24 protein-coding genes are annotated in these 23,720 nt (G+C 34.9%); 4 read left to right on the top strand and 20 right to left on the bottom strand.

Annotated elements, in window-relative coordinates:
* Window positions 1-52: 52 nt before the first annotated feature.
* From AAFN87_RS10775 to AAFN87_RS10735, 9 genes are all read right to left on the bottom strand, one after another.
* On the bottom strand, window positions 53-409 hold the full coding sequence (locus AAFN87_RS10775; protein ID WP_481886475.1) for a DUF5412 domain-containing protein: 357 nt from the start codon (window positions 407-409) through the stop codon (window positions 53-55).
* 296 nt (window positions 410-705) lie between these two features.
* Window positions 706-1,053, bottom strand: a complete 348-nt coding sequence (locus AAFN87_RS10770) for a VOC family protein (RefSeq protein ID WP_347791067.1) — start codon at window positions 1,051-1,053, stop codon at window positions 706-708.
* A 181-nt stretch (window positions 1,054-1,234) separates the two neighbouring features.
* The gene (locus AAFN87_RS10765; RefSeq protein WP_347791066.1) at window positions 1,235-1,801 is read right to left on the bottom strand and encodes a DUF4256 domain-containing protein; all 567 of its coding nucleotides are present in this window, start codon (window positions 1,799-1,801) and stop codon (window positions 1,235-1,237) included.
* Window positions 1,802-1,871: 70 nt separating this feature from the next.
* Window positions 1,872-2,255 (bottom strand): DUF5412 family protein, encoded by a 384-nt coding sequence (locus tag AAFN87_RS10760; protein ID WP_347791065.1) that lies wholly within the window; start codon window positions 2,253-2,255, stop codon window positions 1,872-1,874.
* Window positions 2,256-2,571: 316 nt separating this feature from the next.
* Entirely contained in the window at window positions 2,572-3,201 is a 630-nt protein-coding gene (locus AAFN87_RS10755) for a zf-HC2 domain-containing protein (protein ID WP_347791064.1), read from the bottom strand.
* Window positions 3,191-3,700, bottom strand: coding sequence for an RNA polymerase sigma factor (locus AAFN87_RS10750; RefSeq protein ID WP_347791063.1), 510 nt, complete (start codon window positions 3,698-3,700; stop codon window positions 3,191-3,193). The genes AAFN87_RS10755 and AAFN87_RS10750 overlap by 11 nt, the downstream gene beginning before the upstream one ends.
* 278 nt (window positions 3,701-3,978) lie before the next feature.
* Window positions 3,979-4,542 carry a hypothetical protein gene (locus AAFN87_RS10745; protein ID WP_347791062.1) on the bottom strand — a complete coding sequence of 188 codons (564 nt, stop codon included), beginning with the start codon at window positions 4,540-4,542 and terminating at the stop codon, window positions 3,979-3,981.
* A 28-nt stretch (window positions 4,543-4,570) separates the two neighbouring features.
* The gene (locus AAFN87_RS10740; RefSeq protein ID WP_347791061.1) at window positions 4,571-4,744 is read right to left on the bottom strand and encodes a hypothetical protein; all 174 of its coding nucleotides are present in this window, start codon (window positions 4,742-4,744) and stop codon (window positions 4,571-4,573) included.
* A 355-nt stretch (window positions 4,745-5,099) separates the two neighbouring features.
* A complete protein-coding gene (locus AAFN87_RS10735) occupies window positions 5,100-5,477 on the bottom strand; it encodes a CopG family transcriptional regulator (protein WP_347791060.1) in 378 nt (125 codons plus the stop codon).
* A 255-nt stretch (window positions 5,478-5,732) separates the two neighbouring features.
* Between AAFN87_RS10735 and AAFN87_RS10730 the strand changes: the two genes are divergently transcribed.
* Window positions 5,733-6,305, top strand: coding sequence for a DJ-1/PfpI family protein (locus AAFN87_RS10730; protein WP_347791059.1), 573 nt, complete (start codon window positions 5,733-5,735; stop codon window positions 6,303-6,305).
* A 108-nt stretch (window positions 6,306-6,413) separates the two neighbouring features.
* On the opposite strand, the gene AAFN87_RS10725 is transcribed toward AAFN87_RS10730, so the two are convergent.
* Window positions 6,414-7,055, bottom strand: a complete 642-nt coding sequence (locus tag AAFN87_RS10725; protein WP_347791058.1) for a hypothetical protein — start codon at window positions 7,053-7,055, stop codon at window positions 6,414-6,416.
* A 231-nt stretch (window positions 7,056-7,286) separates the two neighbouring features.
* On the opposite strand from AAFN87_RS10725, the gene AAFN87_RS10720 reads away from it, so the two are divergent.
* Entirely contained in the window at window positions 7,287-7,778 is a 492-nt protein-coding gene (locus AAFN87_RS10720; RefSeq protein ID WP_347791057.1) for an RNA polymerase sigma factor, read from the top strand.
* On the top strand, window positions 7,778-8,677 hold the full coding sequence (locus tag AAFN87_RS10715) for a sigma factor regulator N-terminal domain-containing protein (protein WP_347791056.1): 900 nt from the start codon (window positions 7,778-7,780) through the stop codon (window positions 8,675-8,677). Before AAFN87_RS10720 ends, AAFN87_RS10715 begins: the two co-directional genes overlap by 1 nt.
* A gap of 130 nt (window positions 8,678-8,807) precedes the next feature.
* Here the strand turns inward: AAFN87_RS10715 and AAFN87_RS10710 are convergent, their stop codons facing one another.
* Entirely contained in the window at window positions 8,808-10,028 is a 1,221-nt protein-coding gene (locus AAFN87_RS10710) for a translocation protein TolB (RefSeq protein ID WP_347791055.1), read from the bottom strand.
* A gap of 606 nt (window positions 10,029-10,634) precedes the next feature.
* Between AAFN87_RS10710 and AAFN87_RS10705 the strand changes: the two genes are divergently transcribed.
* Window positions 10,635-12,521, top strand: coding sequence for an acyltransferase family protein (locus tag AAFN87_RS10705; protein WP_347791054.1), 1,887 nt, complete (start codon window positions 10,635-10,637; stop codon window positions 12,519-12,521).
* Window positions 12,522-13,032: 511 nt separating this feature from the next.
* On the opposite strand, the gene AAFN87_RS10700 is transcribed toward AAFN87_RS10705, so the two are convergent.
* The 9 genes from AAFN87_RS10700 to AAFN87_RS10660 all read right to left on the bottom strand — a co-directional run bounded on the left by AAFN87_RS10700 (window position 13,033) and on the right by AAFN87_RS10660 (window position 23,633).
* Window positions 13,033-14,811: a hypothetical protein gene (locus AAFN87_RS10700; RefSeq protein WP_347791053.1), complete on the bottom strand. Its 1,779-nt coding sequence runs from the start codon at window positions 14,809-14,811 to the stop codon at window positions 13,033-13,035.
* Window positions 14,811-15,302 carry an RNA polymerase sigma factor gene (locus AAFN87_RS10695; protein WP_347791454.1) on the bottom strand — a complete coding sequence of 164 codons (492 nt, stop codon included), beginning with the start codon at window positions 15,300-15,302 and terminating at the stop codon, window positions 14,811-14,813. The genes AAFN87_RS10700 and AAFN87_RS10695 overlap by 1 nt, the downstream gene beginning before the upstream one ends.
* Window positions 15,303-16,351: 1,049 nt before the next feature.
* Window positions 16,352-17,077: a hypothetical protein gene (locus tag AAFN87_RS10690; protein WP_347791052.1), complete on the bottom strand. Its 726-nt coding sequence runs from the start codon at window positions 17,075-17,077 to the stop codon at window positions 16,352-16,354.
* 440 nt (window positions 17,078-17,517) lie between these two features.
* Window positions 17,518-18,522, bottom strand: a complete 1,005-nt coding sequence (locus AAFN87_RS10685) for a DUF4179 domain-containing protein (protein WP_347791051.1) — start codon at window positions 18,520-18,522, stop codon at window positions 17,518-17,520.
* Window positions 18,519-19,067, bottom strand: coding sequence for a sigma-70 family RNA polymerase sigma factor (locus AAFN87_RS10680; protein ID WP_347791050.1), 549 nt, complete (start codon window positions 19,065-19,067; stop codon window positions 18,519-18,521). Before AAFN87_RS10680 ends, AAFN87_RS10685 begins: the two co-directional genes overlap by 4 nt.
* Before the next feature lie 236 nt (window positions 19,068-19,303).
* Window positions 19,304-20,041, bottom strand: coding sequence for a YhfM domain-containing protein (locus AAFN87_RS10675; RefSeq protein WP_347791049.1), 738 nt, complete (start codon window positions 20,039-20,041; stop codon window positions 19,304-19,306).
* Window positions 20,042-20,180: 139 nt separating this feature from the next.
* Window positions 20,181-20,657, bottom strand: a complete 477-nt coding sequence (locus AAFN87_RS10670; protein ID WP_347791048.1) for a GNAT family N-acetyltransferase — start codon at window positions 20,655-20,657, stop codon at window positions 20,181-20,183.
* A 105-nt stretch (window positions 20,658-20,762) separates the two neighbouring features.
* Window positions 20,763-21,152 carry a VOC family protein gene (locus AAFN87_RS10665; protein WP_347791047.1) on the bottom strand — a complete coding sequence of 130 codons (390 nt, stop codon included), beginning with the start codon at window positions 21,150-21,152 and terminating at the stop codon, window positions 20,763-20,765.
* Between the two features lie 270 nt (window positions 21,153-21,422).
* On the bottom strand, window positions 21,423-23,633 hold the full coding sequence (locus AAFN87_RS10660) for an MMPL family transporter (protein ID WP_347791046.1): 2,211 nt from the start codon (window positions 23,631-23,633) through the stop codon (window positions 21,423-21,425).
* Between the last annotated feature and the right edge of the window lie 87 nt (window positions 23,634-23,720).

Raw genomic sequence — 23,720 nt, 5'->3', positions numbered from 1 at the left:
TAAGAAGCCCTAATACTTACCCCTTTTCATCTAAACAATCACTTATTGTTATTTATCTTTGATTTCTAAAATCAAATTTTTCATTTGGCACTTCCAATGTATGTCCATTTATTACAACTGTATTATTGTCAGTCCAAATAATCTTTGCAGTGTCCTCACGATAATTCCAGTAAATGTTTTTAGTTTTATTAGCTTTATCATTAAATACTAGCTCACCACGAATTGAATACGATGTTGTTGCCCCTCCATTGGTGACATAAGCTTTTAACGTGTATTTTCCATTAGGGGATGTCTCTTCTGTGAGGTACTCTCCTGTTGGTAACCTATTCATATCAAAGAATGCCCAATAAACTCCATAACCGACCAATACAATACATAACAAGCTAGCTATTATTAGTCCCTTTAACAACTTTTTATAAAATAAACGTTCTTCATATTTAACGTTCGTTTCATTGATTCCCAAAGCCATCCCCCTATTTAGGCAATATTTTCTTATTACAAACTGCCTTTTACTTTTAAAACGGCGGCTAGGTATATAAGTTCCTCTTTTACCTAAATTAGGTTTATAATCAAAAGGCGAGAACACTATATAATCTGAATAAACCTGTTAATATTCATAAATTTTTATAAAAAAAGAGCTGCTTATGCAACTCTTTGATCTTCAAGTAAAACAGCCGTTAGCTTAATAGCAAATGATGCCACTCGTTATTTTTCCCAAAGCTCGATTAGTCGACCTTCAGGATCTTTTATCCAAAGAAACTTTCCAAATTCACTAATCTCTGTTTCCTTTGCTAGTGGAACACCGATCTGTTCAAGATGCTGAATAGTTTCGTCTAGATTATGCACTTGGAAATTTAACATCACTTGTTGTTCTATCGGAAAATAACTGTCATCCTCGGTAAAGAAAGAAAAGATCGTTTCATTTCCTAATTGGGGTTTTATTATAGTCCCATTCCAATTGTCTATTTCAATCATCAACACTTCACTGTACCATTTTTTTATAACATCAAGATTTTTAGTTCTCCAAAATATGCCTCCAAAACCTTTTATCATCGTATCTAACTCCTGTCTGCCTTTTTATTTGGACCGAATATCCTTTTTTATTGAATTAAAATATGCTTCATTTACTTGGACTTGTAGTATAGACATATTGAGTTCTTCTTTAGTAAAGAAAAATTAAGTCTTTCCCTAGGTGCCCCGCTCTCAAATTCAAATTTAGCTGTCTATGCAAAATTTAAACTCTTAGCGAGCCACGGAAGCCCCTTGCAGCATAGTAAGATTCTGCTCCATTGTGGTACACAAAGACAGTGTCGTAGCGACGATCACAAAAGATGGCCCCACCGAGTTTTCGAATATTTGCAGGTGTTTGTACCCAGCTCGATGTTTTCATATCGAAATTCCCAAGTTGTTGTAGCTCTCGGTATTGTTCTTCCGTTAAAAGTTCAATGCCCATGGCAGCTGCCATATCAATAGCGTTATTTTCTGGTTTGTGTTGTTTCCTTGATTCCAGAGCTTCAAGGTCATAACAAACACTTCTGCGACCTTTAGGACTTTCCGCTGAACAATCATAAAAAATATATTCGTCTGTCTTTTTATCATAGTCTACAACATCAGGTTCGCCTCCTGTTACTTCCATTTCATTGAGCGACCACAGTTTTTCTACATTAGCTTCGAGCTTAGCTTGCACCTTAGCCCATTCAACCTCTTCATGGCGGTTCATATTTTTCTCAAAACGGGCTTTTAAAGTTTGGAGTAGCTCCTCACGTTGTTCTAGTGGCAATTCCTTTTTTCTCTTTGTCATATTCGTTTCCTCCTAATTGTTTTTACTCATAATGGTTGAAAGATTAAATGCCCCGTTAGTTAAAAAATTCTTAATAATGACCTCTATTTTCTTCCCAGTGCGGATCCTTTTTCCAATTATACGTATCGTTAAAAATATTTAATTGATGTCCATTTATTGCAATTGCTTCGTTATTTAACCACGTTATGTTGACTGTACTTTCATCATAATTCCAATAAACGGTTTTTCTTTCTGGCCCAAAATCGATTTCTACTCTTATAACTGCCCTTATTGTAGCCCCACCTTCGTCTATTAAATACGCTCTAGCTGTATAATCATGATTGGGTGATAGATGCTCAGACAAAAATTTCCCTTCAGATAATTCATCTAATTCCACATCGAGAAAGTCATATATTGCATAAATAGGGATACCTACCATACATAGTATAGCAAGTACAATAACCCTTTTCTTCATTTACTTAGCTCGCTCCTGAATATGGAATTCCCCACTATTCTGCAACAATAGTTGAAGAAACTCAACAAAAAACAGTTAATACTTCACAAAAATTCCATGTATATTTTACATCATTAATATGTATCCAATTACCAATAAAAAAGGGCGTTATTACCCTTCATTCTAATAATTAATAGCTTAAAGCAGAGCTGAGACTAGTAAATTATTTAATTTACAAAGACGAATAGTAGCCAAAAACCAACTTTAACTTAATTTCATTTCTTAAAAATAGCCATATAAAATAGAGACCTAGCTTGTTGCTCAGGTCTCTGTTTTTTCATACCGCATTAATAAAAAATCTTCCTTGTGGCGCTTTAATCTCAACGATATATTTTTCATACCGCTTTAGTTCATCCAAATTTATTTTTGTACCAGATGGGATTAATATTTCATCTATTAGCACATTATTGTTGACGTCTTTGATTCTTAATACGATGTCAAGTTCATGTTCACTAGATGCGCTATTCACGATTTCCTTCTTAAAAAAAATGCTGTCGAATTCCAGATACTCATTGTCTCCAAAGTAAATTCTTTCCCACTCTTCCGTATCATTTGTTATATGTACATCCGCACGTAACATAGGTGTGAAAAATTCATGAACAACACCTACCTCCTGATAAACTAGATAACTTACAGTCGAGATAAAAAAGGTCATTAGAAAGGTCATAATAATTGCCGTAATAACTTGGATACGTCGCTTTTTATTAATTTTTTTAAATGGTGTAACTGCTTTTTTTACTTCTTCTGGTATCGTTTGAACATAATCCGTTTGTTGTTGCATCCTTTTTAACGTCTGCTTACATTCTTCGCAATACTGTATATGTTCTTCAACCATTTCCACAGTCTCTTCACTACAAACTTCATCAATATAAGATGGCAATAAATCTTTAATAATATTACAATTCATTCAGATCAATCCTTTCTGCTAGTTTTAATTTGGCACGGTAATACGTTACCCTCGCCCAGTTCTCACTTTTATCAAATATTTCACCAATCTCTTTAAAGCTAAGATTAATAGATGTTCTAAGTAAAAATATTTCACGATACGGCTCTTTTAATAAATGTATTTCTTTGTGTATTGAAATAAGTGTGTTGCGTTGTGCAATTGCAACATCTGGCACAATAGTATTAGACGGGATATCCACTCCCATTTCCATCATATTTTCTACACTCATTTGATTAATTTGATTCGCCTTTTTTAAGTAGTTATAATATGTATGTTTTGCAATCTGGCATAACCAAACAGACATTTTACATTCACCGTTATATCGCTGAATAGACTTTACCGCTTGATAAAAGGTCTCTTGTGTCAGTTCTTCAGCTAAATCAACATCTGAGGTTAAACAAATAAGAAAATGCTTTACTTCATCTGCATAGGATTTATATATTTCACTTAAATCCTCCACCTTCCCCCCTCCTTCTTATCCACTTTTTAATTGCCACACTTATATATAGCTTTAAATCGTTATTCGTTACAGGAATTTCAAATTTTTTTATAAGAAAAGAAGTATTGTATAAATGATCAACCTTTTTCGTAGAATAACTCATCTTAAACTACGCTTGTGATTTGCTTCTTAAATTTCCCAGTCCCTTAGCCTAATAAGAAAAGCTGCCTTTGTCTTTGGCAGCTTGTTTCTTACACTCTCAGCCCCATTAGTTGAATAACAAACCGTTTAAACATTTATTATGGTAGATAGATTTCAGATATGAAAACAACTTCTCCATTCTTTTCGTATAGTTGAAGTAAACCTCTATGGGTAACAACTTTTTCCCAATCTACTTGGATTATTGAGGATGGATCCTTTAACAAATAAACAGGAACATTTTTTGAAATATTTAAGGTTTTAGTACCTTCCTCTGTCTCCTCTAAACGAAACCCATTTGGTGCATTCTTATCGCTTACTTTCTCAGTAAAAGTAATATTGAGATTCAGTATATCTCCTTTAATCTCAGCATTATTTAACATTGCCGTTTTGGATTCTATAGTGAGGTCAATCAATTCATTCAGAGCATAAAAATTATTTTGCAGAACTGTATATGACTCCTCTAAAGTATTCATTTCCATTTTTAGTTCATCGTTTAAAAATTGTTGTTTCTCCATTGCTTGATTTAGCTCCAAAATTTCACTTTCTAATTTACTTATATCATTCTCATAATTATTTAAATCTACATTTTTACCCGAACAACCAATAATCATCAATAATAAAATCAAATAAAACAAGATAAAAAAAGCATTCTTTTTTTTCAATTTTCACCTTCTCCCTTAAAAGTTTGAATTAATCTGCTTTCTTTTGAATACGCATTAGCATGATGCCAGACATAAACGTAATAAATGCAAGTAGTATTAGACGAAGCCATGCCATATTCAACCAGAAATTACCGCCGTATACAACCGGTGGAGATACTCCGTAATCGTCTACGTATACTGCAATGTTGTAAAATACGTTCAAAGAAATTACTAAAGAAACGAAACTCAAAACAAAAATAACGAAGTTTAATCCTCAAAAGAGCCGCAAATATCATTTTATTTATTCTATGTTTAATATTTTTCATTAGCCTGTCGTCGTTTTTTTCAGCATCAATATTAAGTTAATCATTATTAGGAAAATCTTTCTGGACATTGCTAACATAATTCGCACAGTCGTTACAACTATCAAGATATTCCTTAATAAATTGATTGGTTTCCTCACTTGTAAGATGATCTACATGCAAAGGAATAAAATCTTTAATTTATATAAAATCGTTATATTAGTAAAAGGGCGTCTCCACTTGTTGCGGAAACGCCCTAGCTAGTTGCAGTAAGTATTATTGGTTTAAAACCTTTTTTATCTCTGGAGTGGCTTTGAATACACCGAAAACTTTTAAAGATTTAATTGTTTTAATCGCTAATTCTTCATCTATATCATCTGCAAAAACTAGCATTCCAACTACTTTAATATCTAATATTTTATTTTGCGCTAATACTTTTTCAAGCGATTCCCGTGTGTAATGACTAACTCCTAATACATATGACTTGTCTGTAATGATCGTATCCACAACATTCGCATGAGTCGATAATTGATTTCGAATAGACGTTTTAATAAAATCCGTACGATTTGAATAAAAACCCTGTTCAACTAATAAATCCACTTTACCTAAATCCACAACATTCATATTAATTGTTATCTTTTCAGTTTCAGCCATCCTAGCACCATCCATTCACCATATTTTTACATTAATATAAGTATATAACTAAAATTACCATCCGCCAAACATCTATACGGATGGTAAAAGGTTCTATTTTCCGAATTTCTATTGCTAAAAGTGTAGTATCAATAAATCCTCTTAAAAGAAAATCGCCCTTTACATTTCGAGTGCACGTTCTATACATAGGAGGGATTCCCCTTTTTTTATAGAATTTATAGCATGTATCACAATATTTTTTGGGAGGCGTTAATCATGAGTAAAAAAGTGTTAATTATTGCTGGCGACGCAGTAGAAGCTTTAGAGGTGTTTTATCCGTATTACCGATGTCTTGAAGCTGGGTTTGATGTAACAATTGCTGCACCTTCAGTAAAAAAGCTACAAACTGTTTTACACGATTTTGTTGATGGAATGGATACTTATATCGAGCGTCCTGCATATGGTCTTGAAGCAAACGACGCATTCGAAAACATACAACCAGAACAATATGATGGCCTTATTATCCCAGGAGGACGTGCACCAGAGTATATTCGTTTAAATGAACATGTACCTACCATTGTTAAGCATTTCTTTGATACAAATAAACCGATTGCAGCAGTTTGTCATGCTGCACAAATTTTCGCCACTATTCCGGAAGTTCTAAACGGTCGTGAATTAACAGCTTATATCGCTTGCAAACCTGAAGTACAAGTAGCAGGCGGAACATATATCGAGCAAAATCTTCATGTAGATCAAAACTTAGTAAGTGGTCATGCATGGCCAGATTTACCAGGTTTAATGAAGGAATTTATTTCATTATTAGAAGGCTCTGTTGTTGAAGTTTTGTAAAGAACAAATGCGCTAACTCCTTTACATCCGACAGCTCTATTGTGTTCTTAACATTAATAAAAAACGGTTGGCACTCCCAACCGTTTTTCTCATGTTCACTTTTAAAGTTCAACTCTTTTTACTAGGAAACAATGTATACGACCATGAATAAATAAAATCAACGACAAATACAATTCCCCAGATGACCCCAATTGAAAAAATTGTATCGTTTGGATATGGAGAATTTTCGGAAACACCCTCATCTATCCAAGAAAAATCGGTTAAATAGCTTTTCATCTCCGCGATACTATCAGTCCCTAAAGACCAAAATATGGATTGTCCTATAACAAACACTACTAAATGAATAAGTGATGAAATACGATATTTTTTCGCTATATATTTTGGATTACTGTTTCGATTCATAATTTCATAGTCTTTTTTTGATAAAAGTTCAACGCCGCGCAGCTTTCCAATTTTCTTTCGCATCCATCGATCTAACCTAATAAAGTCGAATATACCAAATGTACATGCATAAATAACAAATATCGTAATGATAATTGAAAAAGTCGATACTTCTCCAGTCTGAGCATACACATACATACCAAGTAATGCTTCTATTACTAATAAAATAAGAAAGACGACTATAAAAGCAGTACTAAATGTCGGTTTATTAAAAAAATAACGAAAGATACCAAATAACACGAGCGAAACTACAGACAACACCTCTACTAATATAAAAAGTTCCCATTGATAGGTAATAATTATTTCCAAGATTTAATTCACTTTCTCCTTTCGCGTTTATACATTATTTTATTGTTATAATTGCCTTTGTTAATCCAAAGTGGGATTATTAACCACGTAAACGCCCCTGCTTATTTATTCTTAAACTCTACTTCCACACCCGACCATATTATACCATTTCTTCAATTACTTAATATTAATTTTTGAAGTGTATACATTTTTAACAGCTCACTCGTTGTTTAAGTATAGGGAGGACAAAAAATGAAAAAAGAAAATATACTAACTTCCTATCTAATCGATTTAGGAGAGGAAGTGTTCCGCCTATTACTTGCGAAAGGAGCTAAAAACGAGGATGCAGAAGATATTATTCAAAATACCTTTTACAAAGTATATACACTGTTAGACAGCTTAACAGATCGTACTATACGCCCGTGGTTTTTTCGAGTCGCACTCAATGAATATATTGACTTGAAAAGGAAAAAGGAGCAGCAGAATATTTACTTAACTGAAGAAGTTTATTCCAAGCTACAACATACAGATTATGGAATTGACAAGATTTTTAATAAGGATGAGATTTTTTATTTATTAAAAGAGGTCAAAAAAGAATATAAAGAAATTTTCTTTTTAAAGTATTATTACGATTTTTCATATGAAGAAATTGCTTCGATTTTGGACATTCAAATGGATAGTGTAAAGCAAAAATTATACCGTGCACGAAAATCAATTCATTCACATATAGGAGGAAAACATTAATGGATTCGTCGATTAAAACCGCTTTAAAAAAGGCAAAACTAAAACAACTGCTAAAAACAGTCATTATTTCATTTATAGTCGTAATCATTTTACTCCCAATCTTTTATAAGACCGGCAACTACTTTGCAGCGAAAAGTTCCTCAAAACTTCATGAAGCACTTTTCCTACATAATGCAGTAGCCGCACCAAATATTCAGATCAACTCACAAGTAACGAGTAATTCATCCATGTTTGGTGGCAACATTATTACGAATCGTTCTAAAAATATTAATGGCTATTTAGTTCAGTGGAGTACGCTCACAAGTTCATATGATTGGTTAGGTCGTAAAATTGATTTTAATGAATTAATACCTGGATTTTATTGGACTGATAACGAATTCTACGAGTACGATAAACAAACAAAGAATAAAGTGGCGACATTTTATCATCCATCTATTCAAGAATACTATGCCGATATCCCAAACGATTTAGTGGCTATTTCACAAATGGACAATTATGTAGCGGAAGTTGCTATTTCTTTTGATCAACCTTACACATGGAAAGAGATAGAAGAAAAAATCCCTGATAATTTAAACATCGTATGGTTGTTTATGACATCTAATATTGCAAATGAAAGTAAAGGGCCATCTGGTGTGCAGGTTTATGGATTCGATCCATCAGATTCACCAAAAGACGCCTACAAGTACTTTATCGATTCACTTGAAAAATATGATAACGAAACAACTCGTGAATTTTTATCTGTAAATAAAAAGAAACAGTTTGACGAAGTAAAGATTTTAGGAGTCATGCTTACTGGCCAAACGAAAAATTTTAAAGCATTAGAAAACCAAGCTTTTATTCGTGGCGCTTCAGTAGGTGCAACTGCACAAATGGTCCCTTATATTAAACCGGAAAAATAACGTGTAAATACTAGAATGACATTAGGGACCCAAACAAATAGCCTCTACCTTGCAGGGTTTTAAAAACGGTCTAACCAAGGAAAAGAGCGTTAATCCTTTTCCGATTAACGCTCTCCTTTACTTGGATGTTTCAGTTATTTTTATAGAAAAAAGTTGGCGCATAGTCGACATTTTTTAACCACCGATGTTCTGCACCATCTATCCTCTCTTTAACCCAAACATCCCCGCGGCTTGCTTTTTCGGATGTTCTATACCAAGTTATCGTTGAGCCAACCACTTGAGGTACTTTATCTATTTTATTGTTCTTTGGAAATGTAAGCTGCTTTTGTTCTCCTGATTTAAGATTAATGACATATAGCGCTGTAAACATCGTTGGAACTGGCCCCTCTTGCCACTTCTTGTTTTCTTTGGCCCTGGCAACAATTATTTCATCTGGGGAAAGCCATTCCAAATCAAGGTCAACATATCCTTTCGGTGTGTATTCTTGTCGTTTATTTGATGTAGGAATATCGGTAACGGTTGTATCTTTGTTTTCAACTAGAAATCTTCCTTCACCCGATATGAAAGCTAGTTGGTTTTCTGTAGGAGCCCACTTGATCCAGTTTTCATACCCAAGCATTTTCCCGATAACTTGAAATTGATCCCCTACTGATGAAAGTACAGATAATGTATTGCTATCATTGGACCAAGACGCAGTCGGTGTTAATAAAAAGCTAATCCAGCTGCCATCAGGACTAAACGTTAAATAGTCGGCATCAATGGCGAATAAGTCCGTTGTATTTGTTTGAATCGTATAAAAAGGCTTTATTTTATTCGTATCCAGATGGGCATCTACGGGCACTTTAAAAAGACGAACTGGTTCCCATCCAGTAGGAAGCAAATTAGATTGAGACGAAACGATAAACGCTTTTCCATCGGGGAACCATTCAAAATCACTAACACCTAGCGATACATTTTCAAATCCTTGTGGTCGCCCATTCTTTGTTTTTGTAACATTTAAGATACCTCTCGAATTGTAAGCTAGTTGATTTGATGTTGGCGACCATTTGATTTCATTTGCCTCAATCATTGGATACGGCTTATAACTTTCCTTTTTCATTACATCATAAATATACAAATTCGTTTTTTCACCTTCCTGCTCACCTGCTAAATAGGCAATAAACTGACCGTCTTTTGACCACTTTGGAGAAGATACATACTGACCCGTTGTAAGTTGTATTTCTTTATCGCCCTCTTTTATCCACAGCTGGTGGTCACGTATAAAGGCAGCTTTAAGCGGAACTTCAGCAGCGGTACCTGTTGAAAAATTCAAACTAGCAAATAATAGTAATAATACAATCCTCAATGCCATGAATCACACCTCCTAATAATAGAGTGTCCTTGCGAATGACATATATTCGTCCACTAAACATCACAGTATTTTCCACCATTCAATAACTATCCACGATGTTTCCACACCAATATGATGCTAATTTATAACGACAAGTCCAAATAGAGTCCTTAAAACAAAGACGCTTTTACCTTTTCTTGTAGAATCACCCACATTGTAGTGGGTCTAGCCTACACTTTTGAAAAAACTAACTTATTAAATTTTTTTCACAGCTAAACTTTCTTGATATTTTATACGTCTTTGATAAGTAAGCAACTACATAACAGGAAAGAGAGTAGTCGCCAGTAAGCGGTTTACTATTGTTTCTAATTACGTACGAAAAACTTCGGTAATAACTTGTTTTTTACTAGAGCCTCTACAATTTCTGTTGTAAACTGATTCACATGGGAGACATCTTTTCTAGGATTAGTTGTAGTGACTTAATTCTACAAAGAAGAGATCTTCCTTTTTTTGTTGTCTTATTTATTTACAAAAAATATTTTATAATATTACAGCAAATAGGGACGTTATTTTCATACTTAGATGAATAACATAGAAGTGTATTTATAGATTTTCGGAGGAATATTTATGTTAGACAAAACAATCAATAATCGTTATATCCCCGGATTAGATGGGGTTAGAGCTTTAGCAGTACTAGCCGTTATTGCTTACCATTTTAGCTTTAGTTGGGCCCGCGGGGGATTCCTAGGAGTTGATATCTTTTTTGTTTTATCAGGTTACTTAATAACCTCTTCCATTCTACCAATTGAAGGGGAAATATTAACAATTAGTTTGCGTCAATTTTGGATTAAACGGTTTCGACGTCTGCTTCCAGCTGCATATGTAATGATTATAACTACTTTCGTTTGGGTAACGCTCTTCAATAAGGAACTTCTACATACTTTGCGAGGAGATGCCATATCTTCTTTTTTCTATTCAAGTAATTGGTGGTTCATTTTTCACGAAATCTCCTATTTTGATAGTTTTGGTTCCCCATCACCTTTAAAGAATTTATGGTCGTTAGCCATTGAAGAACAATTTTATATTATATGGCCAATTTTACTTTTCCTTGGATTATATTTATTTAAAAAGCGAAGCCATCTTTCAATAATCGTCTTTATTGGTGCAATATGTTCAGCATTGTTAATGGCGATACTGTATGAGCCTGGAATAGACCCCAGTCGTGTCTATTATGGGACAGATACACGTTCATTTGAGTTATTAATAGGCTGTGTGTTAGCTTTTGTTTGGCCGATGAAAAAACTTTCTCCAAAAAAACTTTCTACTATGCATGTTTATAGCTTAAATATTGTAGGAATGATTACGTTTAGTATATTTATTCTTAGCATTTTTTTCGTGGATGAATACCAAACATTTTTATACAGAGGGGGCATGTTCCTTTTTTGCATAAACGCAGCGGTATTTATAGCATGTGTTTGTCATCCAAGTAGCTTTATAGGGAAATTACTTTCTTTTAAACCACTACGCTGGATTGGTTCAAGATCTTATGGAATTTATCTTTGGCATTATCCTATTATGGTGTTGGGTACCCCTGTTCACGAAATAGGTAATCCAGCATACTGGCGCATTGGTTTACAACTAGTTCTCATATTGATAATTGCAGAACTATCATATCGCTTTATTGAAATGCCGATTCGCAAAAAAGGATTCCGATCATATTTTCGCGAGCATCTATTTGTAAATAGTAATAAGTGGCGAAGTTTTTCGTTTTCTAGGAAAATATCGACTGCCCTTATCCCTCTATTACTTCTAATATTTTTTACTGGAATCACAGGTGTGGTAGATGCAGATCAACAAGATTCAAAGGATTATCCAACAAAAGTAGAAATAAATGTTGGAGAACAACCTTCTTCTAACGATCAGGAAACACTAGAGAAAAATGACACTAATCTAGATGAAGAGGAAGTTGACACTAATGTTGACCAAGACATAGAAACACCTGAAACGGAAAACGATTCAAGTGCTAATCCTTTAAATTCTTATACTGGAATATTAGCTATTGGAGATTCAGTAATGATAGACATTGCTACAAGCTTGCAGACAATATATCCAGGCATTACGATTGATGCAGAAATTGGACGGCAAGTTGCTCAAGCTATCAAGTTAGCTCCTAATTACGCTCATTTCAACCAGCCAAATAAAGCGGTCATTATTCAACTCGGTACAAATGGTTATTTCTCCAAGGATTCGATTGACACATTGTTAGGTGCTTTCTCTAATGCTGATATTTATTTAGTAAATGCCCGTGTTCCTCGTCCTTGGGAAAGTAAAGTGAACGATGCTTTATCTAATAAAGCTCAAGAACATGACAATATTACGTTGATTGATTGGCATTCTACGGCCATCGACCATCCAGAATATTTTGCTCCAGACGGTGTACATTTGGAGCCAAAAGGAGTAGAAGCTTTAACAAATCTAATTCAACAATCAATAAATGATCGATTGAATATGTAAATATATAGCTATTCTTTGTTGGTTATTTGCTTTCGGCTGCGCCTTTCCCTACAGAACAGAGCTTCCCGAAAGTATTAGGCTACGAAAGCATAGTTACCTTCGTACGAGTAAGAGACTACAAGCTCAAGCCGTGCCCCCCAGAAATCGTCCATGGAACAGAAATCAATTTTTTAACGCCAAAAAACATCATTTTTCTCATTGGAAAATGATGTTTTCTCAAAGATTGTTGCTATAAAGAAAAGTTGGCCTATACAACAATCGCGCCCTTTAACGGACTAAGCAAATACTGTCATTACAAGAGTACGTAAAAAATAAGACTTATATCACTATAATGCAATATATAGCAATCCAAAAATAAAATACGTTTCATTCATTTACTGAATGAAACGTATTTTTATTATTCACCAGCTTCCGATATTTAAACCATCTCCCCCTCTATGCATTTTCATCAAGACCTATCCAGTTATATCAAGGATTATTTGCCGATTTTATTCTACGAAAGTTGAGTTAATTAGTAGTTTATTTTACTTCCCGTATGTGGATCATACTGATAGTACATAGAATGTGTTTCCGCCACTTCCTCTAGGATGAGTTTGTCTCCCTTCCAGAACTTGGAGCGGACGTTGGTGAAGTCTGTTTGCTTTCCTTTTTCTAAATCAAAGATTATCATTTTCGAATCAAGAGCGTCTGTAGAATAGTCTGCGGTTAAATAGCGTCCAGTAGCATCCAGTGCAATTTTATACATAATGCCTCCTTCAAGTGTAGCTAACAAGTTGAAGGATTTTGTTTCACGATTGAAAGAAAATAAGGTAACTTCACTCGTTTCATCCATTCCCTGCAAACTAAAAATCACGTTTTTTCCATCATGTGTATGGAGCAAGGAACTGAAACGAACATTCTCAGTTTGAATAAAAGATTGAGGAATGTCTTGTAAAGAAAAAAGCAGCTCCCTCTTGCCATCCTTCACCAATTCAATTTCGTTCTGTTCATTTGCCAAAAGTTCTGTAGTAGATAGCTCTTTCACTGTTTCAATCACATATCGCTCATTTTCCTTCATAAGGATAAAGTCATACGTGGACACTTTGTAATAAGCAAGAGATGTATCTGTCCAATAGACTTCAGCTTTTACTGAAGTAGACTGTTCATTTTTTGTCTTCTCCAGTATTTGAAAACCAATTTGTTTAGGGTTCGAATACGTTAAAAATTCCGGAGGGTCTTTTAGTAAGCTTTTTGCAAAGTCATCATCTCGCACCATCAAAGCTTGTAAATAACTTTTCACCGTTTCAATCTCTGTACTCGATTGTTCACTCAATTCGATTTTCATAATCTTAGCAGGTCCGTTTTCACCATCGTTTCTCTTTTTCATAACATACAATGTACGTTCATCATTACCCCAAATGGGAAATTGATAACGATACATTCCTTCACCCGATGGCTCAAAGCGTGGAGGTGGATTTGTCGTGATCTTGTTTTTTGTCTCCAAATCCATATCCGAAATCCATACATCTTCAAACCCTGAACGCTCTTTCACATACGAAATGTAATTGCCATCGTTTGTAACAGATGGGTTCTTACCACGATCCACAATAGTTTCTTTTCCACTCTTTACGTTGTAAATAATAATTTCTCCATGGCGCTCGAAGACAAGTATTTGTTCCTTCTCCACAAAAGAGGCCATTTCTCCACTTACAATGATGGTCTCTTCCTTTGTTTGCACATTCACTTCTACAATTTGATTTTCCTTATCCGCTACTTTTGTTAAATAGATATGGTTACGATCCTTCCATTCTGGATAAATATAACTAGAATCCGAAGTTCCATCTAGCACTTTTTCCGACTTCATAGTTTTCACATCAAACAAAAACACATCTCCATTAAAAGTAAAAAGTAGCTTATCTCCCTTAGACGAACGGCTAAAACTATCTGCAACATCATTTAAAACTTGTTTCAATTCATTCTCATAAACAAAAATACCTTTGCCCTCTAATGAAAGATACAAACGTCCATCATGATACGTATAGGCGGTTATCTCTCCGCTGCCAATATCGAGGAACGAAATTGCATTCGCAATCTTTAACGAACTTGCCTTCACATTTGGCATTTGTTCATTTGGCAACAAAAAAGCTAAAAACAAGACAGCTGCCGCTAGTAAAGGAATCCAAGCATTCTTCCATTTCCTTGACCTACTTTTCTTCACAAATGTATTACGCAATTGTTTTTTAAAATCATTGTCAACTTCAATATCATTTCTTAACTCGTAAAGTGTCTTCTTTATTTTTTCGTTCTCCATCATAATCCCCCTAAACACTTTTTCACTAAAACACCTAACTTTTTCGTAATACGATTGGTCTTCACACGAAGAGACCCTTCCTCTTTTTTCAAAATGACTGCCATATCTTTAAATTTCAAATCTGCAAAATACCGTAACTCTGTAATTTCCAAATCTTCGTCTGATAAATGCCTTAAACTTTTCTGTAAACATTCCTTCTCCGTTGTACCATCAAACGGATCTTCAAATTTAAGCGGACTCAAATACTGTTCGAATTCATCTCCTATTAACACACTCTTGTTTTTCCGATAGTAATCAATGACCGTATTCCTCGCAATGGTAAACAGCCAAGCCTTATCATTCGGATGCCCTTCCAACATAGAAAACTTCTCAAACGCCTTCCGAAACACATCACTAACCAAATCTTCCGTATCCCATTTATTACTCGTCTTCACATACACATACCTATAAACGTCATCAAAATAAGCATCATACAAATCAACAAACTTCACTTCCAATCCACTTCCCCCATTTAATCTATCCAGTTTAATAAACGATTCATTTCTTAAAACGTAACATTCTATTAATAAATTTTATTTCGAAGAGCTAACCAGTACCAATGGCAGTAAACCACCTTCCCGTGATGGATGAAAGTAAGTGACCCTCTGGTACACTGTTTATGAATTTAACCCATCTACTTCACCGAAAGAGACATACAATGGCTTTATCGATACGTAGAAATTTATGATGTTAATGGTAATATCGAAATATTACAGGATTCTTTGAATATGGATAAGAATACAAATGGGATGAAGTGGGGATTTTATGGATAAGGGTGACTGGCCACACGAAATATATTTAAGCGTTAGAAAATCAAGACTTTTTTCGTGGAGCATCAGTAGGTGCTATTGCTCAAATTGCCCTTATATTAAACCAGAAAAATAACTCGTAGTTATTAGAATTGCATTTGGTCTCTCTTTACAGTAAATAGATGGTATCTATAGACCATAACAATTAAAATCCCCTACTTTGCAATTATTTTTAATAAGTAAATGTATTAAGGAAAAAGAGACAGTACCCAAAATAGGTACTGTCTCTTTTCGGTGCTTATTCAAGTAAATTCCTTGTTAGTTGAAATTTGCAATCGATAAAAAATGCAAATTTACAGCGTTAATAAATTGTAATATACAAGTTTTTATTCAGATGCACACCTGCAGCGTTTTCTACAAAATCTTGAAAAGTCTTATTGTAGCTATGTTTATATACCTTTGCATAAAAAGCTGTATAAACAATATTAAAAAGGAAAGCCAAGAAACATTGGTTTAACAGCATTTCTTGGCTTTTTGTGTATTTCCAAACTTCGATTTGGGAACGTTTATTAGATTTATTTTGTATACTTTATAAACCTTTATTTTACTAAAGTTCTCGTTAGTTTAAAAGAACAAAGATACATTTTAAACAACCCGACAATCACGCCTGATTATTTTAATAAATGGCTGTTTTCGTATAGATTTTGGCTTGTACAACAATAGCTTCTAAGTAAGTTTATGTGTAACGTTAATCAACCCAACCTTCCAAAAACAAAGAAAATCACTACTAAAATAGGCACGAACATCACCCAAGCAATAATTTTTTGAACACTGGGTTGAGGTCCGCTCTTCAAAATCTTAATGCCCAGTGGTATTATTGCTACACATAATCCCAATGTCGCAATAATCGAAAAGATGGTAGTTCCTTTTAACACACCAAGTGGAAGAGCCGACATTAATGCTAAACAGATAGCTTGAAAAATATTTAACACATTAGCACGATATGCTCCAATAGCCAAAATGATCCACCCAAACATAATAGCCCCGTTTAAAGTACTAATAATATGAAATGCTCCGTACGATTTAGCTACGATATCTGTTGCTACTGCAACGTTTTTAATATTTACAATTTGAAACGCTAGATGATCAATACCAGCGTGAAACGCTCTTGCAAATAAACCAAAAACCACAAAAATCCCACCCCATATTGCTATAGCTGGACTATGCTGATAAATGAGATTTGTTAAAGTTATGATTCCTAAACTCAACAATATATTTCCAGCTAAAAAAAGGCTGTACGAAATAGTCATTAAAATAGAGGAACTCTCAAAAGCTTCAAGTTGATCTGGGAAAAAGAAATTAAACTTGAACCTTAAAATCACTCCTACGAATAAGAAAATAGGTCCAAGTATCATTGATACTCCCCCAACCCATTTTCCAGGAAAAGACAAAGTGGTAGATTGAAGTTTATAATCCATACATTCAAAACCTTTCTAATGCGACAATTTGAACATAATAATTATAAATAAATATATATAACTTGCAATAATAGAAAAAAACATCCCCCCATTCAATTGAATGGGGGGATTCCCTAACTTTCATTTGGGAACGTTTATTAGATTTATTTTGTATGCTTTATAAATCCTTGTGGAATTTAAGCACACGTTCGTATTATAAGGTCAACCAGAGAACTAAATGGACCGATTGTTGAATAACGCTATTTAACCAAAACAACAAAGTTTACGAAAACAGCCTTGAAAAATGATGTTTTTTATTTTGTCCCAGCCTCATCACTAAAAGTGAATCTGGACCCGTTACTCTATTTAGTTCGGAGTTATTTATTAGCAATATTATCGCTTGAATAGTCAGTTCCAACGTTTAATTCTTCAATTATAGCTAACAACCTATCGATATTAATCTACTTTGTATAGTTCTGGGGAGTATTTACTGTAAATGAATCAAATAATATTTCCTCATTTTTATGAACTAGTTTCGGAGTTATTATTAGCATCTTGGAATCATTCTGTAAATTAGAAAAAGTAGCAGATCCCTCTGCTTTGTGTTTATTTGTACCACTAGCTCCATTTAAAAGCATTTCGTATTCAGTTCCAAACTCATCTGTCACTTCAAACACAATACTATATGGCAAGGTAAAAAGTACGTATTTTGAAGGCATTTCCATATCAAACGGAATATTTATTGTGTAGCCCGAAATATCTACATTTGGAATCTTAAATGTAAAACCTTCCTTCGTGTCTGCATACTCAACATGTGTACGGTCTACATTAATTTTTTTCAATTTAAATTCAAAAGACCAATCACCTTGGATTTTTTCATCTGTTTCATAATTCCATACTCTACCTGGTTTCCACGACAGATTTACTGTACGTGGTGAACGTCTGTCTAACTCAGGGCTAAGGGTTATTACACCAGCATAAGTTGTATTCGTTACTTTCTTGATTGATGTAACACCTCCACCTTCAAATGTACCGTTCGTTTCAATCGGATTTCCCAAAAGTGGAGGTTCACCTAAATCTATTTCTGATTCAATCGCAAACGCAATCGTAACTGTAGTTCCATCGTATACAGCATCGGCAATTTCGATTGTTACACCGTTACTAGTTTGCATTGAACTAATTACAGTTGCATAATCATCGAAATACATAAACTGTGTTGTCTCACCATTAAAATAATCGACAATGTTTTGAACAATTGGAATTTGAGATGCAATTGTTGGAGACAGTAGCACTACTGAAGAGCCAATTCCACATGTAAGCAAGGAAACTGCAATTGCATAACGAAAGGTAAAGCGTTTTTTCTTCTTCAAAATATTGTGAAGCACTCGTTTTTTCTCAAGCTTCTTCACACTCTCTGGCTCTATTTCATCAATATTTAGTTGAAGCATTTCTTGTAGATCATTCATTCTAATCGCTCCTTTATCGCTGGCATTTCCATCAATTTTTTCTTCCCTCTATACAATCGATTTTCAACAGCTGATTTCGTAATACCTAATGCAGCTGCAATCTCTCCATTCGATAAATCTAAATAGTATTTCATTAGAAATAGTTCTCGTTCTGAATCAGGTAAAGTTTGTATTTCCATTAATAACGATTCTTTTTGCTCTTTTCTTAAATAAAGCATCTCTACAGTTTCGTTGTCTTCTTGTTCCCTCGTTTGGTCAAGACTGACTGTTTCATTTTTTTGTTGTTTTCGAAACATATCAATCGCTTTATATTTTGCTATCGTGCCAATCCATTTTTTAAACTCTTGTTCGTTTCCATTAAACTTAATGCTATTTTGCCAAACTGCTAAAAAGACATCGTTCACACATTCGTCTACAGCACCATTTCCACATGAACGATGTAATATTTTCTTTGCTATCACCTTTACGTATGACATATATGTATCCACCACATAGGCCAGTGCCTGTTCCTGACCCTGTTGTAATTTCCTAATAAAATTCGTCAATTACACCACCCCTTCACTAATAACAACGAAATAAACTTGAAACACTCTCGTGAAAATGAAAAAAGACCCGAATAATATTAGGTCTTGTAGACTGTAGACAAACTAACTCATAGAAATTTGAGTTTGCCTACGGTCTTTTTTCTTTTTTTAAATAAACTGAAAAAAATATCAATGAAATTTAAAAAATAAGGCCCCAGCACAATACTGGAGCCATCTATTATTAGCGTAACAGAAACTTAATCTATATTTATAAAGTCTGTAATCTCTTTTAATGAACTATTTGTAATTGAATATGTCATGTAAGGATCTTTGGCATTCATAATGCTACCCTTATCTTCTGAAAGCCAAAGAAAATAGGATTCTTCATCGAGACTAAATGAATAGTCAGGATTTACCATATAATACAAATTAGTATCCTTTTCCGAATCACTAACTGCTCTTCTGAAGATTTCTTTTTTATCGGTTTCTTTTATATCTATCATTTTTATTTTGGCATTTGGGCTAATTTTAGCTTTTGGCATTATGTTCTCTCTAAAATTGGTTACTTTACCTCGTGCAATTGTCCGATCCTCATCGTAAATTTCAACAATAACCGCTTCGTTCTTTTTAAGATTTTTTCTTATTTTATCTATGTTAAAATCTTGCTTTATTTCAGTAGACCCACTTGTTACAAGACCACTCTTAGGAAAGGTTTTATATGTTCCAGGAGCTTCGATAATTTCTGCTGCGATTAAGTCACGAATATAAGGATTTTGAACAATAAATCTAACTTTGTATTCTAACTCTGGCTCCATACTATTATCTGAAATTTCTACCCAAAAATGCAATTTCCTATCATCAGGATCTTGTAGTGAACCGAATTCAACAGAAGAATTTTTAATAACAAGACTTTTTGAAGTTCCATTATCATTTTGACAAGCAGATAAACCAACAACAAACATGCTAAAAATAATGATAAAAATAAATTTTCTCAATCATATCCCCCTTTTTTCTTGCATTTGAATATTCCGTGTAAAAAGGTCTATAAGGATTTAATTACCCTACAGCTTTTTTAGCTTCTTCAACTAAATTGCGCTATTATTTCAATCCTAACAACTAAAGGGCAACAACAAATTAGAGTTGTAATACAGTTATTGGCTCGTTGTCGCAGATTTCGCCGTTGTCACGGAAGCCAAAGCTTTCATAAAGCTTTTTGGCGGAGATGTTTTCGGTCCCATACGGTATCCAGCAGTAACTTGCAGGTCCGGCCGGAAAGGTGCGTATAAATTCTAATATTTTTTTCATCGCTTCTCTACCGTAGCCTCGGTTCTGGTATTGCTTATCAATCATTAGTCGCAAGATGCAATAGCTGTCATCTGCTATTGATGGGAGTTCGTATCCGGTGTTTCCATAAGTCAGCATAACAAAACCGACCGGCTGCTCATCCGCGTAAATGGCAAACGGAAATGGATGTCCCCCATTGGTTGCAAGGACATAACACGAAGCCACGCTTGACAGATTGGACGCAACAAAGCGGCGTTGTTCTTCTGAAACTTCCAGGTTAAATATGGCACGGCGGTTTTCGAGTGTGATTTTTCTAAGAGTAATCATGTGGGAACTCCCCCTTTTAATTTTCTGAATTATATAAAATAATACCATTAAATCCCATATTTTATCTTACTAAATTGCTACCGGTAGTTCATAAAACTAAACCATTTAAACTCCTAAAATTCTATTAATACAGTTCTTTTCTTCTTTCTTATCTAAATACTCAAAGAGACCAAGTTGATTTCCCCAAGGGTCAGTGAAAGTCCCCCATTTTGCAGAAACCTCTTCACGCGAGTGTATCTCAAATTCATCAATTCCTAACTCTTTAACAAGTCTGTCTCTTTCAGCTTTTATATTAGTGACCCCTAAACGCAGTGGTCCACTAGCTTCAGCTGGTGTTCCTTCAGCAACTTGCAACCAGCAACCCGGAATTATCTCCCATTCTACAAACCGATCATGTGGTATCAAATCAGGCTTTTTATTTAGTAATGTTGCATACCATTTGTACCCTTCTTTAAAATCTGTAACACGAACTTGATTAGTTATCTCAAAAATCATGCAGTTCCCCCCCACTATATGTTTCCTATAAAACTTAGATAGCTTTCCTGCTTAATAAACACATCCATATGCACTGTTAATAAAACACCTAAAAAAAACTTAATTTACAATATTATACAACAAACATCCACTCAATAAAAAACTGAACTCATACCCAAATGATTAGTTCAGTCTTAATGCCTTTATAAATATGTACAGGGACTGTCTCATAAATGAAACAGTCCCTGTTGTAATAAGAGTTTTATTCGATTGACGTTTGATGGTGCTACCTTACTCTGCTTTCCATAGCTTCCCTGGCCAGAATGAATAGCGACCGATCACAGTAATTAAAGCCGGCACTAGTAGAGGACGCACGATAAATGTATCGAGCAACACGCCAACCGCTGTTATAACGCCGAACTGTACTAAAATTTGAATTGGCAATGTGGCAAGTACCGCAAATGTACCCGCTAAAATTAAACCAGCTGATGTAATAACTGAGCCTGTTGATGCCACACCGCGCGCTACCGCTTCACGATGCGCAATGCCTTTTTTCCGATTTTTCCAAATGTCTGAAATCATAAAGATATTGTAGTCATTACCGAGTGCGATAATAAATACAAATGAATACAGTGGAATCGCACTTGCAATCGCTTCTGCACCGAAGAAAGTAGTTAAGATTAACCAGCCTGCTCCTAATGCTGCAAAGAACGACACGATTACCGTAACCATTAAGTGTACAGACGTAATTATTGCTCGTAAATACACAACAAGCACAATAAAAATAATGACAATCATCACTGGCTGAATTAATTTTTCATCGCCATATTGCACTTCTTTCGTATCTAGTTGGGTACTTGTTTCTCCCCCAATCCAAAAGCTTGTAGAAGCATTCTTAATACCAACCTTTTCTAATAACGCCGGTAGTTGCTTCTTCATATGTTCTACATCATCCATCGCTTCATTTGAATATGGATTTTTATCTAAATCTACCTCGTATAATTGTAGATTAGCATTTGTTTCACCTGTACGCATATTACTGACAGACGCCACATATGGTAATGCCTTTAATTCATCTGAAATATCCACATCTGCACCGTTCGTATCAACAAGCACTTTCACTGGCGCAAGCTCACCAGGTGTGAAGTTTTCTTCGATAAGTGTGAAGCCTTCCCGCGATGGCATATCCTCTGGGAATGACGACAATAAATCATAGCTAAATTTAATCTGCGTTGACACAAGCGCGAGACCAATTAATATCGCACCTGTCACAACAATAACTAGCCATGGCTTTCCTGATACAAAGTCGCCTACTTTTTTCATAAAGCGATGATTTGGCTTCACTTCCTTGTACGGTTTGTTTTTGACAGCAGCTTGGGCTTTGGCCATATCGGGTGTACGAGGAATGAACGGCCAAAATGCCCCGCGTCCGAGCACAGATAATATCGCAGGCAATAATGTTAATACGGCAATACTTGTTAATAGCACACCGAAGCTAAACGGTACGGCAAATCGTTGGAATGATCCGAAATCCGCTAAGCCTAATGTAGCGAGACCAATAACAACTGTGAGGGCACTCATCGCAATGGCATCAGCCGATTCACGCATTGCCCGACCTAATGCTAAAAACTTATTCGACTCTTCGAACAATATATCCCTATATCGCGTAATTAAAAATAAACAATAATCTGTTCCTGCACCGAACAACAGTACAATCATAATCGAGATTGCCTGTGCATCTTTTTCAATCCAGCCACTTTCCGCAAACCAACCAAGAAGCGGACTCACAACTAAAAACGCAATACTGACAACAATAATTGGAATAATTGATAATAACGGTGAACGATAAATTGCAATAAGTAGTACTAAAATCAGAATGACTGTTGCTGTCATTAATTTAAAGTCAGCAGATTTAAACAAATTTGTCGCATCGACTAAAATGCCAACTGGTCCTGAGAAACGCGCATGCAATACATTCTCTTCTAAGTTTGTTGCGTACGGATTGCTACCAAATTCACTTTCGGTCATTGTAGTTAATGTTTCTAAATTCGGTTTTAAAATATTTGAGTTCACTATGTCCTCAAAAAAGATTGGTGTTACTATGGACTTACCATTTTCAGAAACCATGCTAAACAGAGCCTCAGCAGGTAGTTCATGAAGTGGCGGTAAAGTTGCCTGCGCCTCAAGCGGTTTAGCCGCTAATTGTTTGTACAAGCCTTGGATACCTTGTAAGTCTGTTATCTCTAGTCCCGCTTCCTTATACCATACTATTAGTAACGGTATACCCGCATCTGAAGCAAATTGCTCATCTATAAGGGCAGCTGCCTCACGTGACATCACATCATCCGGCAAATCATCGCCACTAAAATTTTCAACACTATTTACTTGAGGAAAGATGCTAGCAAGAAAAATAACGAGTGCAATCCAAATCGCAATCGTTACCCAGCGCGAATGCTTGCCACCAACTACATTACTCCATTTTTCAAGTGGATGCTTTGTCATAACGAGCCCTCTTTTCTTTTTGATTTCCTTCTTATAATTTACAACATGAACATATGCTTCTCCTGCAAACAAAAAAATGTTAGACAA

Origin of the sequence: Solibacillus sp. CAU 1738, from assembly GCF_039888725.1 — a bacterium.
Taxonomy (GTDB): Bacteria; Bacillota; Bacilli; order Bacillales_A; family Planococcaceae; genus Metasolibacillus.
This window is presented reverse-complemented; position numbering and strand designations above follow the sequence as displayed.